The 19,787-nt window shown below is 66.6% G+C and carries 18 protein-coding genes; 6 read left to right on the top strand and 12 right to left on the bottom strand.

The features are described from left to right. Positions 1–146: 146 nt before the first annotated feature. Both HMPREF9056_RS08475 and HMPREF9056_RS08470 read left to right on the top strand, forming a co-directional pair. Complete coding sequence (locus HMPREF9056_RS08475) at positions 147–2,570, top strand: excinuclease ABC subunit UvrA (RefSeq protein ID WP_034514321.1); 2,424 nt, start codon at positions 147–149, stop codon at positions 2,568–2,570. Then, positions 2,557–3,105: a GNAT family N-acetyltransferase gene (locus tag HMPREF9056_RS08470; protein ID WP_050793030.1), complete on the top strand. Its 549-nt coding sequence runs from the start codon at positions 2,557–2,559 to the stop codon at positions 3,103–3,105. The genes HMPREF9056_RS08475 and HMPREF9056_RS08470 overlap by 14 nt, the downstream gene beginning before the upstream one ends. Before the next feature lie 21 nt (positions 3,106–3,126). Here the strand turns inward: HMPREF9056_RS08470 and HMPREF9056_RS13720 are convergent, their stop codons facing one another. Further along, positions 3,127–3,426, bottom strand: coding sequence for a YciI family protein (locus HMPREF9056_RS13720; protein ID WP_087942236.1), 300 nt, complete (start codon positions 3,424–3,426; stop codon positions 3,127–3,129). Between the two features lie 43 nt (positions 3,427–3,469). Between HMPREF9056_RS13720 and HMPREF9056_RS08465 the strand changes: the two genes are divergently transcribed. Further along, complete coding sequence (locus HMPREF9056_RS08465) at positions 3,470–4,201, top strand: aminodeoxychorismate synthase (protein WP_034514320.1); 732 nt, start codon at positions 3,470–3,472, stop codon at positions 4,199–4,201. A 33-nt stretch (positions 4,202–4,234) separates the two neighbouring features. Here HMPREF9056_RS08465 and HMPREF9056_RS08460 read toward each other — a convergent pair whose 3' ends face one another. Then, entirely contained in the window at positions 4,235–5,356 is a 1,122-nt protein-coding gene (locus HMPREF9056_RS08460) for a 6-phosphofructokinase (RefSeq protein ID WP_009404461.1), read from the bottom strand. 251 nt (positions 5,357–5,607) lie between these two features. On the opposite strand from HMPREF9056_RS08460, the gene HMPREF9056_RS08455 reads away from it, so the two are divergent. Beyond that, a complete protein-coding gene (locus HMPREF9056_RS08455; RefSeq protein ID WP_009404459.1) occupies positions 5,608–5,967 on the top strand; it encodes an RNA polymerase-binding protein RbpA in 360 nt (119 codons plus the stop codon). Between the two features lie 94 nt (positions 5,968–6,061). On the opposite strand, the gene HMPREF9056_RS08450 is transcribed toward HMPREF9056_RS08455, so the two are convergent. The 4 genes from HMPREF9056_RS08450 to HMPREF9056_RS08435 all read right to left on the bottom strand — a co-directional run bounded on the left by HMPREF9056_RS08450 (position 6,062) and on the right by HMPREF9056_RS08435 (position 10,880). After that, positions 6,062–6,898 (bottom strand): polyprenol monophosphomannose synthase, encoded by an 837-nt coding sequence (locus HMPREF9056_RS08450; RefSeq protein WP_009404458.1) that lies wholly within the window; start codon positions 6,896–6,898, stop codon positions 6,062–6,064. A 65-nt stretch (positions 6,899–6,963) separates the two neighbouring features. After that, entirely contained in the window at positions 6,964–8,541 is a 1,578-nt protein-coding gene (gene lnt / locus HMPREF9056_RS08445) for an apolipoprotein N-acyltransferase (protein ID WP_009404457.1), read from the bottom strand. Positions 8,542–8,661: 120 nt separating this feature from the next. After that, positions 8,662–10,152, bottom strand: a complete 1,491-nt coding sequence (locus HMPREF9056_RS08440) for an FtsX-like permease family protein (protein ID WP_009404456.1) — start codon at positions 10,150–10,152, stop codon at positions 8,662–8,664. Then, on the bottom strand, positions 10,149–10,880 hold the full coding sequence (locus tag HMPREF9056_RS08435; protein WP_009404455.1) for an ABC transporter ATP-binding protein: 732 nt from the start codon (positions 10,878–10,880) through the stop codon (positions 10,149–10,151). The genes HMPREF9056_RS08440 and HMPREF9056_RS08435 overlap by 4 nt, the downstream gene beginning before the upstream one ends. A gap of 136 nt (positions 10,881–11,016) precedes the next feature. Here HMPREF9056_RS08435 and HMPREF9056_RS08430 point away from each other — a divergent pair, with 136 nt between their 5' ends. Then, positions 11,017–11,805: a sensor histidine kinase gene (locus HMPREF9056_RS08430; RefSeq protein ID WP_050793041.1), complete on the top strand. Its 789-nt coding sequence runs from the start codon at positions 11,017–11,019 to the stop codon at positions 11,803–11,805. Next, a complete protein-coding gene (locus HMPREF9056_RS08425) occupies positions 11,802–12,488 on the top strand; it encodes a response regulator transcription factor (protein WP_009404453.1) in 687 nt (228 codons plus the stop codon). The genes HMPREF9056_RS08430 and HMPREF9056_RS08425 overlap by 4 nt, the downstream gene beginning before the upstream one ends. Here the strand turns inward: HMPREF9056_RS08425 and HMPREF9056_RS08420 are convergent. From HMPREF9056_RS08420 to HMPREF9056_RS08395, 6 genes are all read right to left on the bottom strand, one after another. Beyond that, complete coding sequence (locus HMPREF9056_RS08420; RefSeq protein WP_009404452.1) at positions 12,478–13,413, bottom strand: DUF808 domain-containing protein; 936 nt, start codon at positions 13,411–13,413, stop codon at positions 12,478–12,480. The genes HMPREF9056_RS08425 and HMPREF9056_RS08420 overlap by 11 nt on opposite strands. A 92-nt stretch (positions 13,414–13,505) precedes the next feature. After that, on the bottom strand, positions 13,506–16,463 hold the full coding sequence (locus HMPREF9056_RS08415) for an RNA helicase (protein ID WP_009404451.1): 2,958 nt from the start codon (positions 16,461–16,463) through the stop codon (positions 13,506–13,508). Between the two features lie 9 nt (positions 16,464–16,472). Beyond that, complete coding sequence (locus tag HMPREF9056_RS08410; protein ID WP_034514319.1) at positions 16,473–17,456, bottom strand: diacylglycerol kinase family protein; 984 nt, start codon at positions 17,454–17,456, stop codon at positions 16,473–16,475. A 45-nt stretch (positions 17,457–17,501) separates the two neighbouring features. Continuing rightward, a complete protein-coding gene (gene tatC / locus HMPREF9056_RS08405; protein WP_034514318.1) occupies positions 17,502–18,323 on the bottom strand; it encodes a twin-arginine translocase subunit TatC in 822 nt (273 codons plus the stop codon). A 45-nt stretch (positions 18,324–18,368) separates the two neighbouring features. Beyond that, the gene (tatA, locus tag HMPREF9056_RS08400) at positions 18,369–18,632 is read right to left on the bottom strand and encodes a Sec-independent protein translocase subunit TatA (protein ID WP_009404444.1); all 264 of its coding nucleotides are present in this window, start codon (positions 18,630–18,632) and stop codon (positions 18,369–18,371) included. Between the two features lie 128 nt (positions 18,633–18,760). Beyond that, positions 18,761–19,786, bottom strand: coding sequence for a YafY family protein (locus HMPREF9056_RS08395; protein ID WP_009404443.1), 1,026 nt, complete (start codon positions 19,784–19,786; stop codon positions 18,761–18,763). Between the last annotated feature and the right edge of the window lies 1 nt (position 19,787).

Here is a 19,787-nt window from a genome sequence, read left to right as displayed (position 1 = left end):
GACACACGTGCGCGCGGGGTGGTTGCTGGCAGGTGAGGGACATCAGGGGACCCCCATTCAAGTAGAATGACATAATGTATATTATCGGCGATAGATCAGGATGAGCGGCATCGCCATGATGCGGCGATTCCGGCACAATCACTCCTGTGACTGCTGGAGAGGCTGACGGAAAGACGACTGAACGGGTCCCTGCTGATAATCACGATGTCGTCCGCGTCGTCGGGGCTCGTGAGAACAACCTTCGGGGCGTCGACGTCGTGGTCCCCAAGCGCAGGTTGACGGTGTTCACCGGAGTGTCGGGCTCGGGTAAGAGCTCGCTCGTCTTCGCCACGATCGCTGCCGAGTCGCGTCGTCTCATCAATGAGACCTACCCGGCTTTCGTCCAGGGATTCATGGACGCCAGCGCGCGTCCCGACGTCGACCGCATGGAAGGACTGACGCCGGCGATCGCCGTGGACCAGGAGCGTATGGGATCCAACCCGCGTTCAACCCTTGGCACCGTCAGCGACGTCGGAGCCCTGCTGCGGGTCCTGTACTCGACGCACGGCACGCCGCACATCGGTTCGCCCCAGGCCTTCGCCTTCAACGTCCCGTCCGTCACCGGTGGCGGTGCGGTCACTACGCAGCGCAGCGGACGCAAGGTCGTTGAACGCAAGACATTCACTGTCCAAGGCGGGATGTGCCCGCGCTGCGAAGGCATGGGCAGGGTCTCCGACATCGACCTGACGCAGGTGCTCGACGAGACGCTCTCCCTGCGAGACGGCGCGATCACCGCTCCCGGCTACGCGGCGGGCGGTTGGCAGGCGCGCAGCTTCACCGAGTCCGGTTTCTTCCCGGCGGACAAGCCGGTCTCCACCTTCACGGCCAAGCAGCGCGATGACCTGCTCTACAAGGAACCGACCAGGATCAAGGTTGGCGGCATCAACATCACCTACGAGGGACTCGTCTCCAGAATCCGCAAGTCGATGCTCTCCAAGGAGCCGGAGGCGCTGCAACCCCATATTCGTGCCTTCGTGGAACGGGCTGTTGTCTTCGGGACCTGCCCGCAGTGCGATGGGACCCGGCTGGCCGAACCGGCCCGTGCCTGCCTCATCGACGGGAAGTCCATTGCCGATGCCTGCGCCATGCAGATCTCTGATCTTGCGCAGTGGATCACTCACCTCCAGGAAATCCTGACCGATGCCGCTCCCCTACTTGAGAACCTTAAAGAAAGATTGGACGCCTTCGTGTCCATCGGACTGGGTTATCTGTCGCTTGACCGTCCGGCCTCAACGCTCTCAGGCGGTGAGGCCCAGCGCACCAAGCTCGTGCGCCACCTGAGCTCTGCCCTCACCGACGTCACCTACGTCTTCGATGAGCCCAGTATCGGTCTGCACCCGCACGACCTCCACCAGATGAATGAGCTGCTGCTGTCATTGCGAGACAAGGGAAACACCGTGCTCGTCATTGAACACAAACCCGAGACGATCCGGATCGCCGACCATGTGGTGGACCTGGGGCCGGGGGCCGGTAGCCGGGGCGGTCAGATCTGCTTCGAGGGAACCGTTGCGGACCTGCTCGATTCCGATACTCTCACCGGACGTCACATGGCCGACCGGGCGCGGATCAAGAGCAGCCATCGCTCCCCCACCGGAAAAATCGAGATTCGCAACGCCAGTACGAACAATCTTCGCGGTGTCGACGTCGATATTCCCACCGGAGTTCTCACCGTCATCACAGGAGTTGCCGGTTCCGGTAAATCGAGCCTCATTCATGGCCACCTCTCCCCCATGGGCGAGGTGGTGACGATCGACCAAGCACCGATCAAGGGCTCACGGCGGTCGAATCCCGCTACCTACACCGGACTGCTCGACCCCGTTCGCAAGGCTTTTGCCAAGGCGAACAGGGGCAAGGGTGCGAAGCCCGCACATTTTTCGGCCAATTCAGAAGGCGCCTGCCCGGTATGCGGCGGAACGGGTGTCATCGAGACGCAGCTCGGCTTCATGGAGACTGTGGAGTCCCGCTGCGAGGCCTGCGAGGGGCGCCGTTTCAACGACGAGGTGCTTGCCTACCGTCTTGGCGGGTGCAGTATTGCCGACGTCCTGGACATGAGTGCCAAGGATGCATTGGAGTTCTTCTCCCAGGGCGAGACGCGTCTGCCGGCAGCATCCAGAATCCTGGCACGGATGGAGGACGTCGGGCTCGGCTACCTCCGCCTCGGCCAGGCGCTGACCACCCTGTCCGGTGGTGAGCGCCAGCGGCTCAAGCTCGCCGTCCACCTGGGGCAAGAAGGCCGTGTCATCGTCCTCGATGAACCGACCGTCGGACTCCACCCGGCTGATATCGAGGCCATGCTCGCGCTACTGGACAGGATCGTGGACTCCGGACGCAGCGTCGTCGTCATTGAGCACCATCAGGCCGTCATGGCGAACGCCGACTGGATCATCGACCTCGGCCCCGGAGCCGGCCATGACGGCGGTCGCATCGTGTTCGCCGGCACGCCGGCGCAGATGGTGGCGGACCGAACGACTCTGACGGGCCGATACCTCGCCCAGTACGTCGACGAGGGGAATGACGATGCCCCCGAGTGAGACAAAGGGCTATGGACACGCCGAAGCGGTACAGACCTACCGGATCCGCCCGGCGACCATGGCGGACTCCTCGGCCATCCGCAAGATCCGCAATGCCGCCGTGCGGGAGTCCCTGGCCATCTGGACCAACATCGAGCAGGACTCTGCTGGGGCCGAGGCATGGCTTGCCCCCATGGTCCAGCGCGGAACGGCTCTCGTTGCCCATGTCAGTGGCAAGCCGCAGGGCGTCGTCGGCTTCGCGGTCGCTGGCCCCTGGCACTCCTATGAGGGCTACGCCCGCACGGTCGAGAACTCGATCTACCTGAACCCAGCTGCTCAGGGGCACGGCCTCGGTTCCAGGCTTCTGGCCGCACTGATCGAGGCCTCGTGGGAGGCCGGGGACCGCACCATGATCGCTCTCATCGAGGCGGGCAACACGGCCTCGATTCACCTGCATGAGCGCTATGGTTTCAGCACTGTCGGCACCATCCCGCAGGCCGGCGAGAAGCTCGGACAGCTCCTCGACCTGACCATCATGAGTCGTTCCTTACATTGATTGGAGGCTTAAGTTCGCCATTTACAGATTTTCGCGATAATTCTCGAGGTGAGGCGACGTCATTGTTGGAAGAAATTCGGTAATGACGTACTCTGCGACACCGTTCACTACGAAAGGATCTTCAGTCACGACTTCTGAAATTTCGTCGCGCTTACCGACGGCAATAATGATACCGCCTGTTCTGGGGTTCTTGCGACCACTAGCGAGGAACTTACCATCTTCGTAGTGGCGAATTAGGTACTGACGGTGAGCCTCCAGGTAAGGGTCGACCGCTTCGGCACCCTGCGTGTATGTAATATCAAGAATAAGAAGATGTGTCATGATGACATAATAGCACTGACTGATGTTCAGGGAGAGATATTGTATGAATAACTACCAGAGTTTTTCCGACGATCATCACTTCCGGCGGGTGGGCGCTACCGAGCCCATCCAGCTTCAGCCGGAGGAGCCTGCGGTCACTCAGTGGCAGGTCAGCGCAATCGCCGACCTCGTCACGCACCTGATGCACCTTGTCGGTATACCGAAGGGAAGGCCTGCGATCATCGCGGTCGACGGGCGAGGCGGATCCGGCAAGACCACGCTCACCACGGCACTGGCCACGGCCGTCCCCGGCGCGCAAGCCTTCCACCTTGACGACCTCATCTGGAACGAGCCGCTCTACGACTGGGACCAGCTGTACGTCGACACCCTGACCCAGTTGCGTCAGGCCGGCTGCCTCGACCTCGTACCGGACAAGTGGCGGGAGCACGGTCGCGAAGGCTCCATCCGCGTCCCGGCAGGCTCTCCCCTGGTCGTCGTCGAGGGAACCGGGGCCGGTCTGCGCGCGGTCAGCGACCTCATTGACGCGCACGTATGGGTTCAGACCTGCGACGACGTCGCAGAGCGCCGAGGCATCAGACGTGACATCGCGGAGGGCGTCAACGGCGACGCCGAGGAGTCGGTGCGTTTCTGGCACTGGTGGATGGCCGGCGAGCGCCTCTTCTTCGCCAAGGACCGCCCCTGGCAGCGCGCCGACGTCATCGTCTCCGGAGACGCCCCGGCCGGCGTGGAGCCGGGAGAGATCGCCTGGACTCCGGGGCCTCTCCTCCCCCGCTGAGGCGCACAGCCGCCCGCCGCTCAGGCTGTGCTCTCAGTCCCCCAGCGCCGTCCCCACGGCGCGAGCGGCCTGGATCCACTCGTGGTCGGCCGGAACGAACTTGGTGCGACCGGCCACATCCTTGAGCGGTACCAGCTCCGTGCCGTGACCGCGGTCGGCCACCATGACGCCGTAACGGCCCTCGGCGATTGCATCGGCACCGGCCACGCCCAGACGCGTGCCCAGGAGACGATCCGCTCCGCAGGGTGAACCACCGCGCTGGACGTATCCCAGGATGGAGACACGCGCCTCCAGCCCGGTCAAGCTCTCCAGCTGCTCGGCCAGAGTGAAGGTGTTGGCGCGGTGGGAAGCTTCCAGACGCTTGACACCCCGTTTTGCCATCGCCTTGCGCTCGGGACTGGAGGCGTCCTTGACCAGGGCGCGGGCGTGCTCCAGCTCGGCGTGATCCGTCACCGACAGTGCTCCCTCGGCCACGGCCACCACTGAGAAGGACGACCCGTGGGAGCGGCGTCGCTCGATCTTATCCGCGATCGCGTCCACCGAGTACGGAATCTCGGGCAGCAGAATGACGTCCGCCCCACCCGCGATACCGGCACCCAGGGCCAGCCAGCCGGCTCGGTGCCCCATGATTTCAGTGAGGATGATGCGGTGGTGGGAGTGCGCCGTCGAGTGCAGCCGGTCCACGGCCTCCGTGGCGATCTCCAGGGCCGTGGCGAATCCGAAGGAGGAATCGGTGTGGACGATGTCGTTGTCAATGGTCTTGGGCAGGTGAATGATGTTGAGGCCCGCGTCCATGAGGCGCTTGGCGTTCTTCGCGGTTCCGCCACCACCGAGGCAGACGAGGGCGTCAATCCCGTCCTTCTCGCAGTTCTCCACGATAGTGGGCACCATGTCGCGGGGCTCGCCGTCCACCATCATGCGATGCACCTTGTCCCGGCTGGTTCCCAGCATGGTGCCGCCGGTGGTGAGGATCCCGGACAGAGCGGCGGCGTCCAGCTCGGTGAAGCGGTTCTCAGCCAGACCTCGCATGCCGTCTCGAAAGCCGATGAGCTCCCAGCCGTGCTGCTGAATCGCCGCCTTTCCAAAGCCTCGGATCGCCGCGTTGAGTCCTGGGGCGTCGCCGCCCGCCGTGAGAATGCCGATGCGCTGAGCCATAGAGCCAAGTATGCCGTGGTCCGGTGCCACATACACGCTGTTGTCCTCGGCCCCCGGCGGTCTTTGCTGTGGTGTTTCAGCCGATTCGGACTGATGACGTCGTGTGCGCTGCCAACCGGTATCATCATTGTCCTGATCGCGTCGAAGCCGGTGGGAACAATTCGCCCTTCTTCGGTGTTGACGTACCGGTGCCCTTATGTTCTGTCAGAGCCGGGACACCGAGAGAGACGAGCCACGAGGAGGCCACAAGCATGGCAGACCGCGCACTGCGGGGCATGACCATCGGCGCGAAGTCGATGGAGTCAGAGGACGGCGTTGAGTTCGCTGAGCGGATGATCGTCAGCTACGAGTGCCCGATGGCGCACGTCACCAAGATCCCGATGTCCACGGAGGCCGAAGTACCCCCCACCTGGGAGTGCCCTGAATGCGGGCAGCCCGCAGCACGGCGTGGTGAGGACGAGCCCGAGCCCGACGAGCCCAGGAAGACCCCCCGTACCCATTGGGACATGCTCCTGGAGCGCCGCAAGGTCGAGGAGCTCGAGGTTCTTCTCAACGAGCGTCTCGAGGCTCTACGCAGCGGTGAGGTCTACCGCGAGAGGGTCAGCGGCTGACAGTCCTGAAGACCTGTGTGGACCAGATCGAAAGGGCCATCCTTCACGGGTGGTCCTTTCGATGTCCTTCTTGGATGACGTCAGATGATGTCGGTCAGGAACGTTTCTGACGCGATGAGGCTGACGGGTGCCGCTGGTACCCCGTCGCAGCCCGGCGGCGCTTGTCCCGCGCTGCACGTAGCCGGCTTCCGGCGATCTTGGCGGCGTCGAGCAACTGCCCGGAGCGCTTGGCGACACCCCAACGGGTCACTAGGGACAGCTCCTCGGTGAAGATCCCCCCGGAGAGCTTGGACTGGCCGGCCTCACGCTCCAGGAAGGTGATCGGCATCTCCACGATGCGGCCCCCGACCTCGTCGACGAGCTTGGTCATATTGACCTGGAACCCGTACCCGAGGGCCTCAACCTCGCCCAGGTCCATACGGCGCAGGACGGAGGCTCGGAAGACCCGGAAGCCCGCGGTCGCGTCCTTGACCCGCAGCCCCAGCATGGCGTTGATGTAGAGATTCCCGGCCTTGGACAGGGCCACCCGCTTGGCGTCCCAGCCTTCGGTAGCGCCACCGGAGACCCACCGCGACCCGATGACGAGATCGGGCTCGTCGGCCATCTCGGCGCGCTGGATGAGCAGGGTCAGATCCTCGGCCCGGTGGGAGCCGTCAGCATCCATCTCAACGATGAGCTCGTAGCCGGCCGCCAGCGCCCAGGAGAATCCGGCGAGGTAGGCCGGTCCCAACCCGTTCTTCTCCGAGCGGTGCAGGACGTGGATGTGGGAGTCCCCGTCGGCACGGGTGTCGGCGTAGTCACCGGTGCCGTCGGGGGAACCGTCGTCGACGACGAGAATGTCCGCCTCGGGAGCGTGCTCGCGGACCCGGTCCAGTGCCGTGGGCAGGGACTCGATCTCGTTGTAGGTCGGGATGACGACGAGTGCCTTCACTTCTCTCTCCAAGGTTGAGGTGTGTGGCGCCGCGGCCACTTGAGACACCCCGAGGGTATCTGAGATCAGCGTCGACGCCGGTGAACCTGAGCCGTCGTCTTCCTACGCAGACGTACCTGACCGACAATACCTGCGCTGAGCAGCAGGCCCGCACCGGCCAGGATGATGAGGCCGGGGACGGGGCCGAGGCGGTCGGCGACGGTTTGTGAGCTGCGCAGCGGGACATCGGCCACGAGGCTCGCCTGAGTATAGGGCCGGGTCACCTGCTCGACCTCGCCGCGGGGGTTGATAATCGCGGTGTAACCGACGGTGGAGGCCTGGATGACGCTGCGGCCGTGCACCACTGCCTGGACGCGGCCCTGGGCGAGCTGCTGGGCGGCCTCGCCGGAGTCGAGGAAGGAGGCGTTATTGGTCGGGATGACGATGGCCTGCCCACCCTGCCTGACGCCGGTGCGCAGAGCGTCGTCGTAGGCGACCTCGAAGCAGATCCCCATGGCGAAGGTGACCTCTCGGTCCTGGGAGACGGCGGGAACCGTCAGCGTGCTGGACCCGGTGCCGGGCAGCATATCGATGCCGACCCGGTCTACCTGGGTGGTCAGGCGCCGCACGAGGGAACGAGCGGGAATGTACTCGGCGAAGGGCACGGGCCGGTGCTTGCGGTAGTACGGATGAGTCGTCTTCCCGGAGACGTCTCCGGGATTCCACACGAGGACGTCGTTGTAGCGGATGTCGTCGACGAAGGGCACTGCGCCCACGAGCACCGGTGCCTGGACAGCCTGGGCCGCCTCATCGACGATGGCCGCCGAGGCCGGGTAGTCGCGCGGGTCCAGGTCGGCGGAGTTCTCCGGCCATATGACCATGTCGAGGTTTCCAGGGCCGACGTCGTCGGCCAGCTTCCGCGTGGCCTCAGCGTGGTTGCCAGTCACCTCCAGGGCCCGGTTGAAGGCGTCCTCGAAGTCGGTGGCGACGTTTCCCTGGACGGCTCCGACACGAACGGTTCCGTTCTCGGCTCGTGTATCCAGCGGCAGTAGCCGCGGTGCGACGAGCAGAGCCGCGGCGAGCGCCGTGGAGACGACGACGGGGACGAGGCGACGCTCATAGAGGGTCTTCGCCATGTGAGCAACGCATGCAGCGGCCAGAGCTACCAGCAGTCCTACGCCGGTGCTGCCGACATAGGCGGCTGCAGGCAGGACCGGGGCGTCGGCCATGGCGAAGGCCAGACGCCCGAAGGGAAAACCGCCCAGTGGCCACACCGAGCGCAGCTCCTCGACGCCCGACCACAGAAGAGCGAAGGCGAGAACACCCCGGGCACCAGCGGGCACATGGTGCAGCGGGTTTCGGCCGCTGGAGGCCCCCTCAAGCAGTGGGAGCCGGCTGACCAGAGCCCACGCGCCGCCGAGGCCGGCCAGGTAGAGCGACTCGAAGAGCGTCAGCGCGATCCAGCCGATCGGGTTGCCCATCCCCACCATCGTGAAGTGCAGCAGGGGTGTGAACAGGCCGAGGCCGTAGAACAGCCCCAGACCGGTACCGGGCCAGAACCGGCGGCCTCGGACGAGCAGCATGAGTGTCCCGACCCCAATGAGGGACGACCACCACAGGTTTATCGGCGGAAAGGCGGTGTAGGTGGCCAGGCCCGCCAGCATCGCCACAGCCGCGGGGGCTGATCGGCGAAGCCAACGGGTGGACCAGGAGGGCACTGTCACGCGGTGAAGCATACGGGCAATGCGCCGGCGCCTCCTCTCATTCTCGACGGATGACAGCCGTCAGTCGTTATGGCGCTCCTGTGTTCCCAGGAGCCGGTGGTACAGCGGGTGGCAGGCGCCCAGGGCGAGGCCCGTGATGACCAATCCGACGGTGATGACACCGACTACCAGCGGAGACGCACCGGACGTTGGAGAAGTCCCCATCAGGAGCGAGCCCATGACGATGCCCAGACCCGCACCGCCCAGAACGGCGAGGAGGAGCGGTGTGTAGGCCTCCATCCACATGACGCGCAGGCCGTAGCCTGCAGGAGCGCCCATGCGATGCAGGCTGCGGGACTGCTCCGCGCGCTCGATGGTTCCTGAGGCCTGGGTGATGAGGATGGAGGTGGCCGTTAGGGCGAACCCGAAGGCCAGGGTGATGACGGCCCCCTTGTCAACGTCCCACAGGATGCTGCAAACGAAGGACTCGGCCGAATCGGCTTCCGTCGTCGTCATGGCGCTCAACCCCAGCGGCATGAGTGACATGAAACCGCCGATGAAGGCCAGCAGCCCCATGGCGGAGACCCGGTGCCACGTCGCGGTGGGGGCTGCCTGGATCCGGCGAGCGGTCCAACGCATGACCGGGCCGCGTAGCCGGGCGAGCCCTCGGGAGAGCAGCTGCGTGAACCATGACCCGGCCAGGTCGAAGACGGCGATGAGTGCCACGATCATGACGCACACGATGATATAACGATGCTGTGACGGTACCGACCGAATGATGTGCGGGGCACTGAACAGCGTCACAAGGAACACGACGATGCGCCAGACGCCGGCGCGCGGTCCGTTGGTTCGTCGTGAGACGCCCAGAGGGGAGATCCGGACCTGGCGCAGCCCCCGCCATGCCGAGACCTGGCCGACCGCGAGGACCCCCACCAGGACGGCGGCCAGGAACCGTAGCGGCAACACCATCTCACTGGCAGTGATCCGGGTTCCCATGACGGTGAGGCTGCTCCAGGCGGGAAGAGTGACCAGGTAGGCTGCAGTGCCAATGACTGCGCCGGCAGCCGACTGCACGAGGGCGTCCAGCAGGGACATTCGGGTGACGTCCGCCCCGGACAGGCCCATCAGGCGCAGAACAGCCAGGCGCCTCTCACGGCTGCGCGCTCCCAGGACCGCGGCGCTAGAGGCCAGCCCCACCATGGCTGGCACCAGCATGGCGCAGGCCAGAACGGACATGCTGAGGTACTGCGAAGCCATGAAGTCGAAGCCGTAGCCCGCGTTCTTGGCCGCGGCCTCCCATACCGGAACCCGTTCCGGGTGCGTTCCACGGCTGTAGAGCATCCATGTACCCCCGGCGACGGTCAGGGCTGCACAGGTGGCCACGGTGTATGCCAAAACGCTAGCCAGGTACAGCAGCGTCTCCCCCTCGCGGGAGGTGAGGCGTGCGCGGGTCAGACGCGCGGTGAGGCGGGCGAGAACCGCGAGACCGGGTCGGGAGACCGCAACGCGGGATGAGCCTGTCGCAAGCACGGCGGCAGAGCTGGGAACCGAGGTGGTCATCGAGGTGCTCATCGGGCGACCTCCGACTCTGCGGCTTGCATGGAACCACGGGCTGTGCTGGCGTTCAGGCGGCGGTCTGAGTGGACCAGTCCGTCACGGATCTCGATAAGGCGTGAGCACCAGCGAGCAACATTGACGTCGTGCGTCACCACGACCAGCGTCGCGCCGGCCATGGAGGCGGCCGCTGTCAGCAGCTGCATCATCTCGTGACCGGTTGCCTGGTCCAGTGCCCCGGAGGGCTCGTCGGCGAAGATGGCACGGGGGCTACCCACCAGCGCCCGGGCGATCGCGACCCGCTGGGCCTGACCGCCGGACATCTGCGCAGGGCGCCGCCCCCTGAGATCCGCCAGGCCGAGCCGTGCGAGCACCTCATCGGCGGCGCGCAGTGCCGAACGCGTCGGTGTTCCGGTAAGCATGAGCGGAAGAGCCACGTTCTCCCGAGCCGGCAGCTCGGGGATGAGCTGGCTGTCCTGAAAGACGAATCCCAGCTCGCGCAGTCGCAGATGGGATCGCTGCGCATCAGTGAGACGGGAGATCTCGGTGCCCCCGAAGCCTACGCTCCCCTGATCCGGGACGAGAACTCCGGACAGGCAGTGCAGCAGGGTCGACTTGCCCGAGCCCGAGGGCCCCATGATCGCGACGCTCTCACCTGCGGAGACGTTGATAGTCAGGCCGGCCAGAGCCGTCACCGTACCGAAGCGCTTGACAATGTCGCTGGTGGTGATCAGTGGTGTGCTCATGGCTCTTATTTCATCGTTTTCTCGACGCGATCGCGATAGTGCTCGCACTGCTGTCGAGGTAGTGCTGGGTATACCTCTCGGGTAGTTGGTGCCCAGCCTGACGCCTCAGGCGAACGGGACACGGTACCTTGGGAGCGTGCAGCTCAGGTTCTCTCCGCGATGGCTCGGCAGGTCCAGACCCACGCATGAGGCCGTTGCCGCCCGGCGGATCGCCGAGCTGACGGCCTCCCGTCGGAAGATTGTTGCGGCCTACGAGATCGAGCGCCGCCGTATCGAACGCGATCTGCACGACGGCGCTCAGCAACGGCTCGTCGTCGGGCTCATGAAGCTCGGTGAGGCACAGCTCTCCCCCGCCGTCACCGCGGATCCCGCACTCGCCGCTCTTCTGGGCGAGGCGAAGTCGGCCATCGCCGGCGGGCTCGAGTCGCTGCGCACCACAGTGCGCGGCATCCACCCCCAGGTGCTCACTGATCTCGGCCTGAAGGCTGCTCTGACAGACGCGGTGGATCGGGCAGACAGGACCGGCAGGACCGTCAGAATCGTCTGTCCGCACCCTCTGCCGACGATGCCCGAGGGAGTGCTGGCCGCGGCCTACTTCTTCGCCCTGGAGGCGATGACCAACGCGCTCAAACACGCCCCTGATGCAGAAGTGACAATCCTGCTGAGCGTGGATAAGAACCTGAGGGTCTGCGTCGTCGACACCGGGGCCGGCGGGGCCTACCTCCAGCCGGGTCACGGCCTGGCGGGCATGAGGGAACGACTCGCGGCCTTCGGTGGAGAGCTTCTGCTGTCCAGTCCCCCGGGTGGGCCGACCCAGGTCGCAGCGCACCTGCCCCTCCTCCTGGCCCGCGGGGAGAGCGGCATCGGCATGGACGGCGTAGACAGTACGGGCGGCACGATTAACGCAGAAGGGCGGGAGACATGAGTACGGCCCCCTCACTGGTACTCGCCGATGACTCGGCCCTCCTGCGCGAGGGGCTGGCAGGTCTGCTGGAGCGCCAGGGCTACGACGTCATCGCCCGGGAGAGCAGTGCACCGGCTCTCATCCGGCGCATCGACCACCTGGGTAGCCAGGGACACCTACCCGATGCTGTGATCACCGATGTCCGCATGCCTCCGTCCATGAGGAACGACGGGCTGGAGGCCGCGCTGGACATTCGGCGCCGCCACCCCTCCGTTTCCATCATGGTGCTCAGCCAGTACGTGTCTGCGACCTACGCCCAGCAGCTCCTCGCCTCCGATGCCCCGGCAGACGCCGGTGGGTCGGGGTATCTGCTCAAGGACAGGGTCTCGGAGGTCGCGGACTTCCTGGGCTCTCTGCGAGTGGTCCTGGCCGGAGGCATGGTGACCGACCCGGAGGTGGCCCGTGCCATGGTGCGCAGCTCTCGCTCAGGACTCGCAGATCTGACGCCGCGCGAGCTCGAGGTCCTCGAGCTCATGGCCCGGGGGCTGTCGAACAGTCAGATCTCGGCCCAGATGGTTGTGTCGGGGGCAGCAGTTGCCAAGCACGTCTCGGCGATCTTCCTCAAGCTGGGGCTGGACCCCTCCGAGGAGAACCGGCGGGTGCGCGCCATCCTCGCCTTCCTCGGTGACGGGCTCAGCAGGTAGCTCTCAGTCGTGAAGCCCGGCGGCGCGCCAGGGCGTGGTGCACGGGCTGCCAGGCCAGTGCCAGCAGGGTGCCGGTGATCGCCCCGATGAGGCAGGACATGGCTGTTCCTGTGATCCAGGACAGGATCGGGTTGTGGGTGAGTTCCTCGGCCCACTCGATGGCGTGGTGCAACGGATGGAAGCCGACCTTGGCGAGGTTGAGTGCCAGGATGTGGCCACCGACCCACAGCATCGCCACGGTGCCGACGATCCCGATGCCGCGGAAGAGCGCCGGTGCCGACTTCACGATCGCGCGGCCGAGCGCTTGGGTGGCTCTGGTACGGCCACTGGATGCCAGGTGCGCCCCGGCGTCGTCGAGCTTGATGAGCGCGGCGACCAGACCGTAGACGGCGAAGGTGATGAGCAGGGCGATGAGAACCAGGACGATGATTCGCCGCATGGAGGACTCCCCCTCCACCTCGGCCAGGGCCAGCAGCATGATCTCGGTGGACAGGACGAAGTCCGTGGTGATGGCCTGACGGACGATCTGGGCCTCGTCGACCGGGCCGGTCTCCTCCTCTGCATGAGCAGTGATACCGAAGCGCTCCAGGATCTTCTCCCCGCCCTCGAAGCACAGGTAGGCACCACCGAAAATGAGTGCGACCGGCAGGAGCACCGGCGCCACCGCAGTCAGCAGCAGGCCGATCGGCAGGATGAAGAGAAGCTTGTTGCGAAGCGAGCCCAGCGTGATCTTCTTGATGATCGGCAGCTCGCGATCCGGGGTGATGCCTGTGACGTACTGGGGCGTGGTGGCCACGTCGTCAACGGCGGCCGCCGATACCTTCGCGGAGGTCTTGACGGCGATCGAGGCCGTGTCGTCAACAGTGGACAGCGTCAGCTTGGCGAGCGTGGCAATGTCGTCGAGGAGAGCGAAGAAGCCTGACATAGGGGCATGAGTCCTGTCGTTCGAGGTGTCGGCTGCGACGAGCCTACCCGCCGCGGTGCCCTGAGGCGGCTGGAGAGCGCAGGGCAGGCATCTCACATGGCGGACCAGCTCACCACTCCCCGGTTGAGATCCAGGGAGGCCTCGGCGGCCCGTATCGACAGGTTGGTGACCGCTCTGGCCTGATCGGCAGCGGCATCCGGTGGTGGTGAGAGGCTCGCGATCTGGCCGACGACGTCGAGCAGCTGCTTGCACCAGCGCACGAAGTCCCCGGCCGTCAGCTCTGTGGCATCGAGGATGTCCGCCAGCTGGGCGCCGTCGCACCATGCCTGGACGGCTCCGGCCAACGCCGGCTCGGCTCCCGAGGACGCCTCGATACGAGCCAGGGACTCCAGGTCATGGATCCGGTGCGAGACCCCCAGCTGTGTGCGCAGGCACTGGCCGAGTCTGGACCCGGGTGCCACCGGAAGCCCGATCGACTGCGCGCTCAGCCGTGGCTCGTAGACGCAGGCGCTCAGCGCCCCGGCAAGTTCCCCCGCGCTGAGACCCTCGAAGACGCCCGTGCGCAGGCACTCGGTGATGAGTAGGTCCCGCTCAGCGTAGATCCGAGCCAGGATTCCGCCGGCACCGGTGACCCGCAGCTCGCGCTCCGGGTGGCCGCGGTCCACGGGCCGCAGGTAGCCCAGCTCGAGCAGTACCTCGCACACAGCGTCGAAGAGACGCGCAATGGTGCCGGTACGGGTCTCGATGCGCCGCTGGAGACGCTCGGCCTCGGCCTTGGCCCTGGACCACTTGCGGCCGATCCGAGCGTGTCCCTCCCGGTCGGGGCACCCGTGACAGGGGTGCGAGCGCATTTCGTGGCGCAGTCGCTCAAGGTTCTCAATCGCGCTGTCCCGGCGAGCCTGTGCTCGTCCGGAGCGGGTACGCGTGCGTCTTGTGCCGTCCTCCAGGTCCCCGGCGCGCAGAGCATCCACCAGGCGCTGGACGAGCCGGTCACGGTCCCGGGGCCGGTGCGGGTCCACCGACTCGGCCACCCGCAGCGCGCCCACGCGCATGACACCGTCCGGCGCCGTGTCCGGGGTCAGGGTGACGACCCGCGAGTCCTCCCCCAGCACCGTGATGCTGGGGATCCCGGTGCGGTCCGCACCGATCTCCAGGACGATGCCGTGCCGGCGACGTCGGCCCTTGCGGAAGACGACGACGTCGCCGCGCCCCAGCGTGCTCATGGCCCTGCCCGTCTCGCTGCGGCGCGCGGCGGCCTTGTCACGCGACAGGTCCGCCTCGGCGTCGGCGATGGCCTGGCGCAGGGCTGCGTACTCGCGGAAGTCCCCCAGGCGGCAGGTCATGTCCTTTTCCAGACCCTCCAGGCTGCGGCGCCTGCGGCGTGCCTGGGCAGCCAGCTCCACGACGCCGCGGTCGGCCTGGAACTGGGCGAAGGACTCCTCGAGCACCTCGCGGACCCGTGCCCGAGGCATGCGCTCGAGCAGGTTGACGGCCATGTTGTAGGTCGGACGGAAGGCGGAGACCAGCGGGTAGGTGCGCCGGGAGGCCAGTGAGGAGACCGTGGCCGGCTCGACGTCGTCGGCGGCCAGGACTACGGCGTGGCCCTCGATGTCGATGCCGCGCCGCCCCGCCCGCCCGGTGAGCTGGGTGTACTCCCCCGGGCTGAGGGTGACGTGGGCCGAGCCGTTCCACTTGCGCAGCGACTCCAGGACCACCGTACGCGCGGGCATGTTGATGCCCAGCGCCAGGGTCTCGGTGGCGTAGACGACCTTGACCAGACCCGCGCTGAAGAGCTCCTCGACGGTCTCCTTGAACACGGGCAGCAGCCCCGCGTGGTGCGCCGCGACGCCGCGCTCCAGGGCATGGGCCCAGAAGTGGAAGCCCAGAACTCCCAGGTCGCCGGCCGGGATGTCCGCGGTACGCCGCTCGATCACTTCACGGATCCGGGCCGCCTCGGCCTCGGTGGTCAGGTCCACCCCGGCGCTCACCACCTGGTGGATGGCCTGCTCGCAGCCGGCTCGGGAGAAGACGAAGACGATGGCGGGCAGCAGGGTCGCCTCCTCCAGGGCCTTGATGACCTGCAGTCGCGAGGGTGGCTTGAGTCGCGCCGTGCGGGCGCCACCCTCACCGCGGCGGGGCGCGCGTCCGCCTCTTGCGGAGCGCTTCCAGGGCTGCGGTCCCCGGCCGGATCCGCCACCGCGGCTGCGGTAGCTGTTCTTGGAGGCGCCCCCGGAGGCGGCGGCGCGCCGGGCCTGCTTGACGGCCTTGAGCAGCTCGGGGTTGAGCGGGGGCTGCACAGACTGCTCCGTCTGCTCTGTCCGCTCCGGCTCCGCCGTGCCGGTGGGGTTGGCGGGTTCTGTGCCATCGGTGGGGTGGGAGTACAACGGCAGCAGCCGGCGACCGACCATCATGTGCTGGGTCAGCGGGACGGGGCGATCCTCGGAGACGACGACGGCGGTTCTTCCCCGCACCTGGCCGAGCCAGTCACCGAACTCCTCGGCGTTGGAGACCGTGGCGGACAGGGAGATCACCTGGACCTCGGCGGGCAGGTGGATGATGACCTCCTCCCACACCGGCCCGCGGAAGCGGTCGGCCAGGTAGTGGACCTCGTCCATGACCACGAAGCCCAGCCGATTCAGATCGCGAGAGCCCGAGTAGAGCATGTTGCGCAGCACCTCGGTGGTCATGACCACGACGTCCGCGTGCGGGTTGACGGAACTGTCTCCGGTGAGCAGCCCCACCTTCTCCTCGCCGTGCCGGGCCACGAGGTCCAGGTACTTCTGGTTGCTCAGAGCCTTGATCGGCGTGGTGTAGAAGGTCTTGAACCCCCGGACCAGCCCGAGGTGGACGGCGAACTCCCCCACCACCGTCTTACCGGCCCCCGTCGGAGCCGCAACGAGAACGCCCTCGCCTTTTTCAACAGCGGCACAGGCCTTCTCCTGGAACGGGTCGAGAGAGAAGGAGTAACCCTGGGAGAAGCGGGCGAGCTCACTGCTGGCGACGGCCTGTCGACGACGAGATGCGGCATAGCGCTCGGCTGGAGAGCTCATGGGGACACCCTACGGGCCGGATCCACCCTGGGCCGGCAGGAGCAGCCTCACGGCGTCGGGGACGGCCTCGAGGCGCAGAGGCAGCTCGGCCAGGGGCTCGCCGTCGGCGAAGGGGCGCGGGGGCGGGCGCAGGCCCCGGTCGCGGCCGGTGCGCTCGTCCAGCGCCTCAATGGTGATGCTGCGACTACGCTCGATGTGGACGGCCGGGTCAGTCAGGTGAGTACCGCTGGACAGCCGGCCGAACAGAGCGACCAGGCGGGCTCTGCCCACGGGATCCAGGCGCAGGATCTCCAGCAGACCATCAGTGGGATCGGCCTCGGGCGCCAGGTCCATACCGCCGCCGACGTAGCGCGTGTTGGCCACCGCCAGCAGGAGTGCGGAGCCGTCCCAGGTGCCCGTGTCGGTAGTGACCCGGTAGCCGTAGGGCGCCATCGCCACGAGCTCGGCTATCAAGGCTCGTACGTAGCGTCCCTCGTGAGCGGGCCAGGTCAAGGCGTTGGCGCGAGCGTTGACGGCGGCATCCAGGCCGGCGCTCACCACGGCCAGAGACCAGCGGTGTTGTGGGGCGAGCAGGGCGCCGTCCGGGCGGGAGGCGTAGATCGCGTCGATCGCCGTGATCGCTCCCTCACCGGACAGTGCCTGGTCGATGAGGTGGGCGGAGGCGACCGCATCCCGTCTGGGCAGGCCGAAGTGCCTGGCGATGTCGTTGCCGGTGCCGGTGGCCACGATGCCCAGCGGCACATCCGTCATGGCGACGATGTCCACGCCCAGGTGCACCATGCCGTCACCGCCGACGACGACCAGCGCCTCGACGTCCTGGTTTGGTCCGTCTCCCAGAAGGGCGCGGCCAGCACGACGCGCCTGTTCATACGAGCTGCCGCGCACGTGGAGCACCTCGTGCCCGGCCTCGCCCAGGAGCCGGCGGGTGACGTCGTCGGCAGCCGCATGACGGCCGCGTCCGGAGGAGGGATTGGACAGCAGGGCTATACGCATGAGGGGACAGATGCGAAGGTCAGGAAGAACGGCTGAGATGTCTGGCTACTCGGTCAGGGCGGCCTCCAGCTCAGCATCGAGCTGATCGCGTTTCCTCTCCACCCGCTTGTCATGCTGGATCGAGATGAAGCAGGCCAGGAAGTACAGGCCGGTCACGGGAAGAGCCATGAAGATCATGGACCAGGGATCGGGCAGCGGGTTGGCGAAGGCCATGAAGGTGAAGATGGCAACGACGGCCCAGCGCCAGCCCTTGAGCATTGTCGTACCCTTCATGAGCCCCAGCATGTTGAGGGCGACGAGGAGCTCGGGCAGGAGGAAGGCGAGTCCGAAGACGAGCACCAGTCGCATGGTGAAGGTCAGGTAGACGCCTGCGTTGATGAGTCCCGCCGTAGGACCATCAGGAATGAAGCTGGTGAGGATGGCAACCGCATGTGGCATGACCCAGACCCCCAGGGCGGCGCCAGCAGAGAAGAGCAACAGTCCCACGACGCCGTAGGCCCAGGTGTAGACCTTCTCCTTGCGGGTCATGCCCGGCCCCACAAAGGCCCAGAACTCGTACATCCACAGCGGGGCGGAGAACAGGACGCCGAGCCAGATGGAGACCTGGAGCCTCATATCGAAGGAGGCAAGGATCGTGTCGAAGTTCAGCGTGAGGTTGGCGCCGCGGGCATTGGCGGCCTCGATCGGTCGGGTGATGAGGGAGAAGGCCCGCTCGTACAGCAGGTAGCCCACAACCGACATCACCAGGACGCCTAGGGCAGAGATGAAGAGCCGGTTGCGCAGCTCACGCAAGTGGTCCCCGATGGACATGCGCGCCTCGGGGTTGTCCTTGCGCCTCGATCGCTTGATTCGAGGGAGCTTGGGCACCACAGCCTCCTTCGTCTCCAGGTCACCGGTTCCTACCGGATGCCGTCACTTCTGGGAAGAGCCCTCGGCGCTCTGAGCGGTCTGACCGGACTGGGTGGGCTCGGTGTAGTAGGTGCCCTCCTGAGGCTGCTGCTGGATCTGGGCTGCAGGCTTCTTGTCGTCGTCCTCGTCGCGCAGCTCCTTGACCTCCTTCTTGAAGACCTTCATGGACTGGCCCACGCTCCGGGCGATGTCAGGCAGCTTGCTGGAACCAAAGACCAGCAGGACGAGGACAAGCAGGACGACGATATGCGTCGGAGTGAACTTCACGGCGCTGCTCCTTGCAGATAGGGGGCTATCGATACGGGCTGAGTGTAGCCTCCCTGGCGGGTGCCTCAGAATGACGGTGCTGCCGGTTCTCCCCAAGGCGGACGGAGCCGGCTACTCTTGGGGAGGCCTCACTCCGCATCAGTGTCATAGGAGGTCAGGGCCTGTTGAGCGGCCTCTGCGGCGTTCTGGGCAAGGTCCGCGGGCTCGACGGCGATGAGGTGGCGGCCCGCCGAGAGCACCAGCCCAATGAGCCAGGTCCGGTCACGTCCCTCCACAACGACCCTGAGACTGCCGTCCGCAGTCTCCTCCTGGGAGATGCATGGGACCTGCTCCACGAGCCAGCGGCCCGTCGGACGCAGCGTCAGTGTGGCGCGGGGCCGTTCCTCTGCGGAGTGATCGACATCGGGGTCGTTCCTTCTGTGCGAGGCGCGATGCCGGACGGCAGGAGCGTCGAGCACCTCGATAGACGTGATCCGGTCCAGACGGAAACTGCGCTCAGCCTTGGCACTGCGGCACCAGGCTACGAGTGTCATATGGGATCCGTCACTCTTCAAGGCGATGGGGTCGACGTCCCGCTCGGAGGGGGTATCGGTGGCGGAGACATAGACCAGGTGAAGTCGGCGCCTGTCCCGCAGCGCGGAGTGCACGGCGGTCAGGAGCTGGGCCGTGCGACCGGAACGGTCGGCATACTCGGAGACCAGGCTGGGTGGAGGGCCGGCTTTCACATCGACCTGCGCCTCAGCGTCGTCGGCGGAAGCATCTGCGGTGAGCAGGTCGGCGACCGCCCGCTGGGTGGAGGCGATCGCGGGTGCGGAGCCCTCGTCGTCGACCAGGAGATCGGCGAGCACCCTGAGTGCCATGAGCAAGGAGATCGCCTCCTGCCGGGTGAGGCGAACCGGGCGGTCCAGTCCCAGTGGCTCGGCGAGGCTCAGGCGCCCGGCATCGAAGTCGGAGGCATCGAAGTCCACGAGGTCCCCGTGCAGACCGCCAGGCAGTCCGGAGACCCACAACGTGTTGACGTCCCGCTCAATGACAGCCGGAGTGACGCCGAAGTGCCTGGCGGCCTCCTTGATGGACACGCCGGGGTTGTCCGCGACCCAGGCGGGCAGGGCGAGCAGTCGCGTGAGCTGGTCGGAGGTGGAGACGCGCGCCATC

Source organism: Actinomyces sp. oral taxon 170 str. F0386 (genome assembly GCF_000195595.1).
Taxonomy (GTDB): domain Bacteria; phylum Actinomycetota; class Actinomycetes; order Actinomycetales; family Actinomycetaceae; genus Actinomyces.
The sequence above is the reverse complement of the archived record's forward strand: the minus strand, read 5'-3'. Positions and strand labels throughout refer to the sequence as shown.

Excerpts from the sequence above, each read along its gene's own strand:
- HMPREF9056_RS08460 (WP_009404461.1), bottom strand. The coding sequence starts at position 5,356 with ATGGCTCAGCGCATCGGCATTCTCACGGCGGGCGGCGACGCCCCAGGA.
- HMPREF9056_RS08470 (WP_050793030.1), top strand. The coding sequence starts at position 2,557 with ATGCCCCCGAGTGAGACAAAGGGCTATGGACACGCCGAAGCGGTACAG.
- HMPREF9056_RS08410 (WP_034514319.1), bottom strand. The coding sequence starts at position 17,456 with ATGCGTATAGCCCTGCTGTCCAATCCCTCCTCCGGACGCGGCCGTCAT.
- HMPREF9056_RS08465 (WP_034514320.1), top strand. The coding sequence starts at position 3,470 with ATGAATAACTACCAGAGTTTTTCCGACGATCATCACTTCCGGCGGGTG.
- HMPREF9056_RS08440 (WP_009404456.1), bottom strand. The coding sequence starts at position 10,152 with ATGAGCACCTCGATGACCACCTCGGTTCCCAGCTCTGCCGCCGTGCTT.
- HMPREF9056_RS08415 (WP_009404451.1), bottom strand. The coding sequence starts at position 16,463 with ATGAGCTCTCCAGCCGAGCGCTATGCCGCATCTCGTCGTCGACAGGCC.
- HMPREF9056_RS08425 (WP_009404453.1), top strand. The coding sequence starts at position 11,802 with ATGAGTACGGCCCCCTCACTGGTACTCGCCGATGACTCGGCCCTCCTG.
- HMPREF9056_RS08435 (WP_009404455.1), bottom strand. The coding sequence starts at position 10,880 with ATGAGCACACCACTGATCACCACCAGCGACATTGTCAAGCGCTTCGGT.
- HMPREF9056_RS08395 (WP_009404443.1), bottom strand. The coding sequence starts at position 19,786 with ATGGCGCGCGTCTCCACCTCCGACCAGCTCACGCGACTGCTCGCCCTG.
- lnt (WP_009404457.1), bottom strand. The coding sequence starts at position 8,541 with ATGCTGGCGGGCCTGGCCACCTACACCGCCTTTCCGCCGATAAACCTG.
- HMPREF9056_RS13720 (WP_087942236.1), bottom strand. The coding sequence starts at position 3,426 with ATGACACATCTTCTTATTCTTGATATTACATACACGCAGGGTGCCGAA.
- HMPREF9056_RS08455 (WP_009404459.1), top strand. The coding sequence starts at position 5,608 with ATGGCAGACCGCGCACTGCGGGGCATGACCATCGGCGCGAAGTCGATG.
- HMPREF9056_RS08420 (WP_009404452.1), bottom strand. The coding sequence starts at position 13,413 with ATGTCAGGCTTCTTCGCTCTCCTCGACGACATTGCCACGCTCGCCAAG.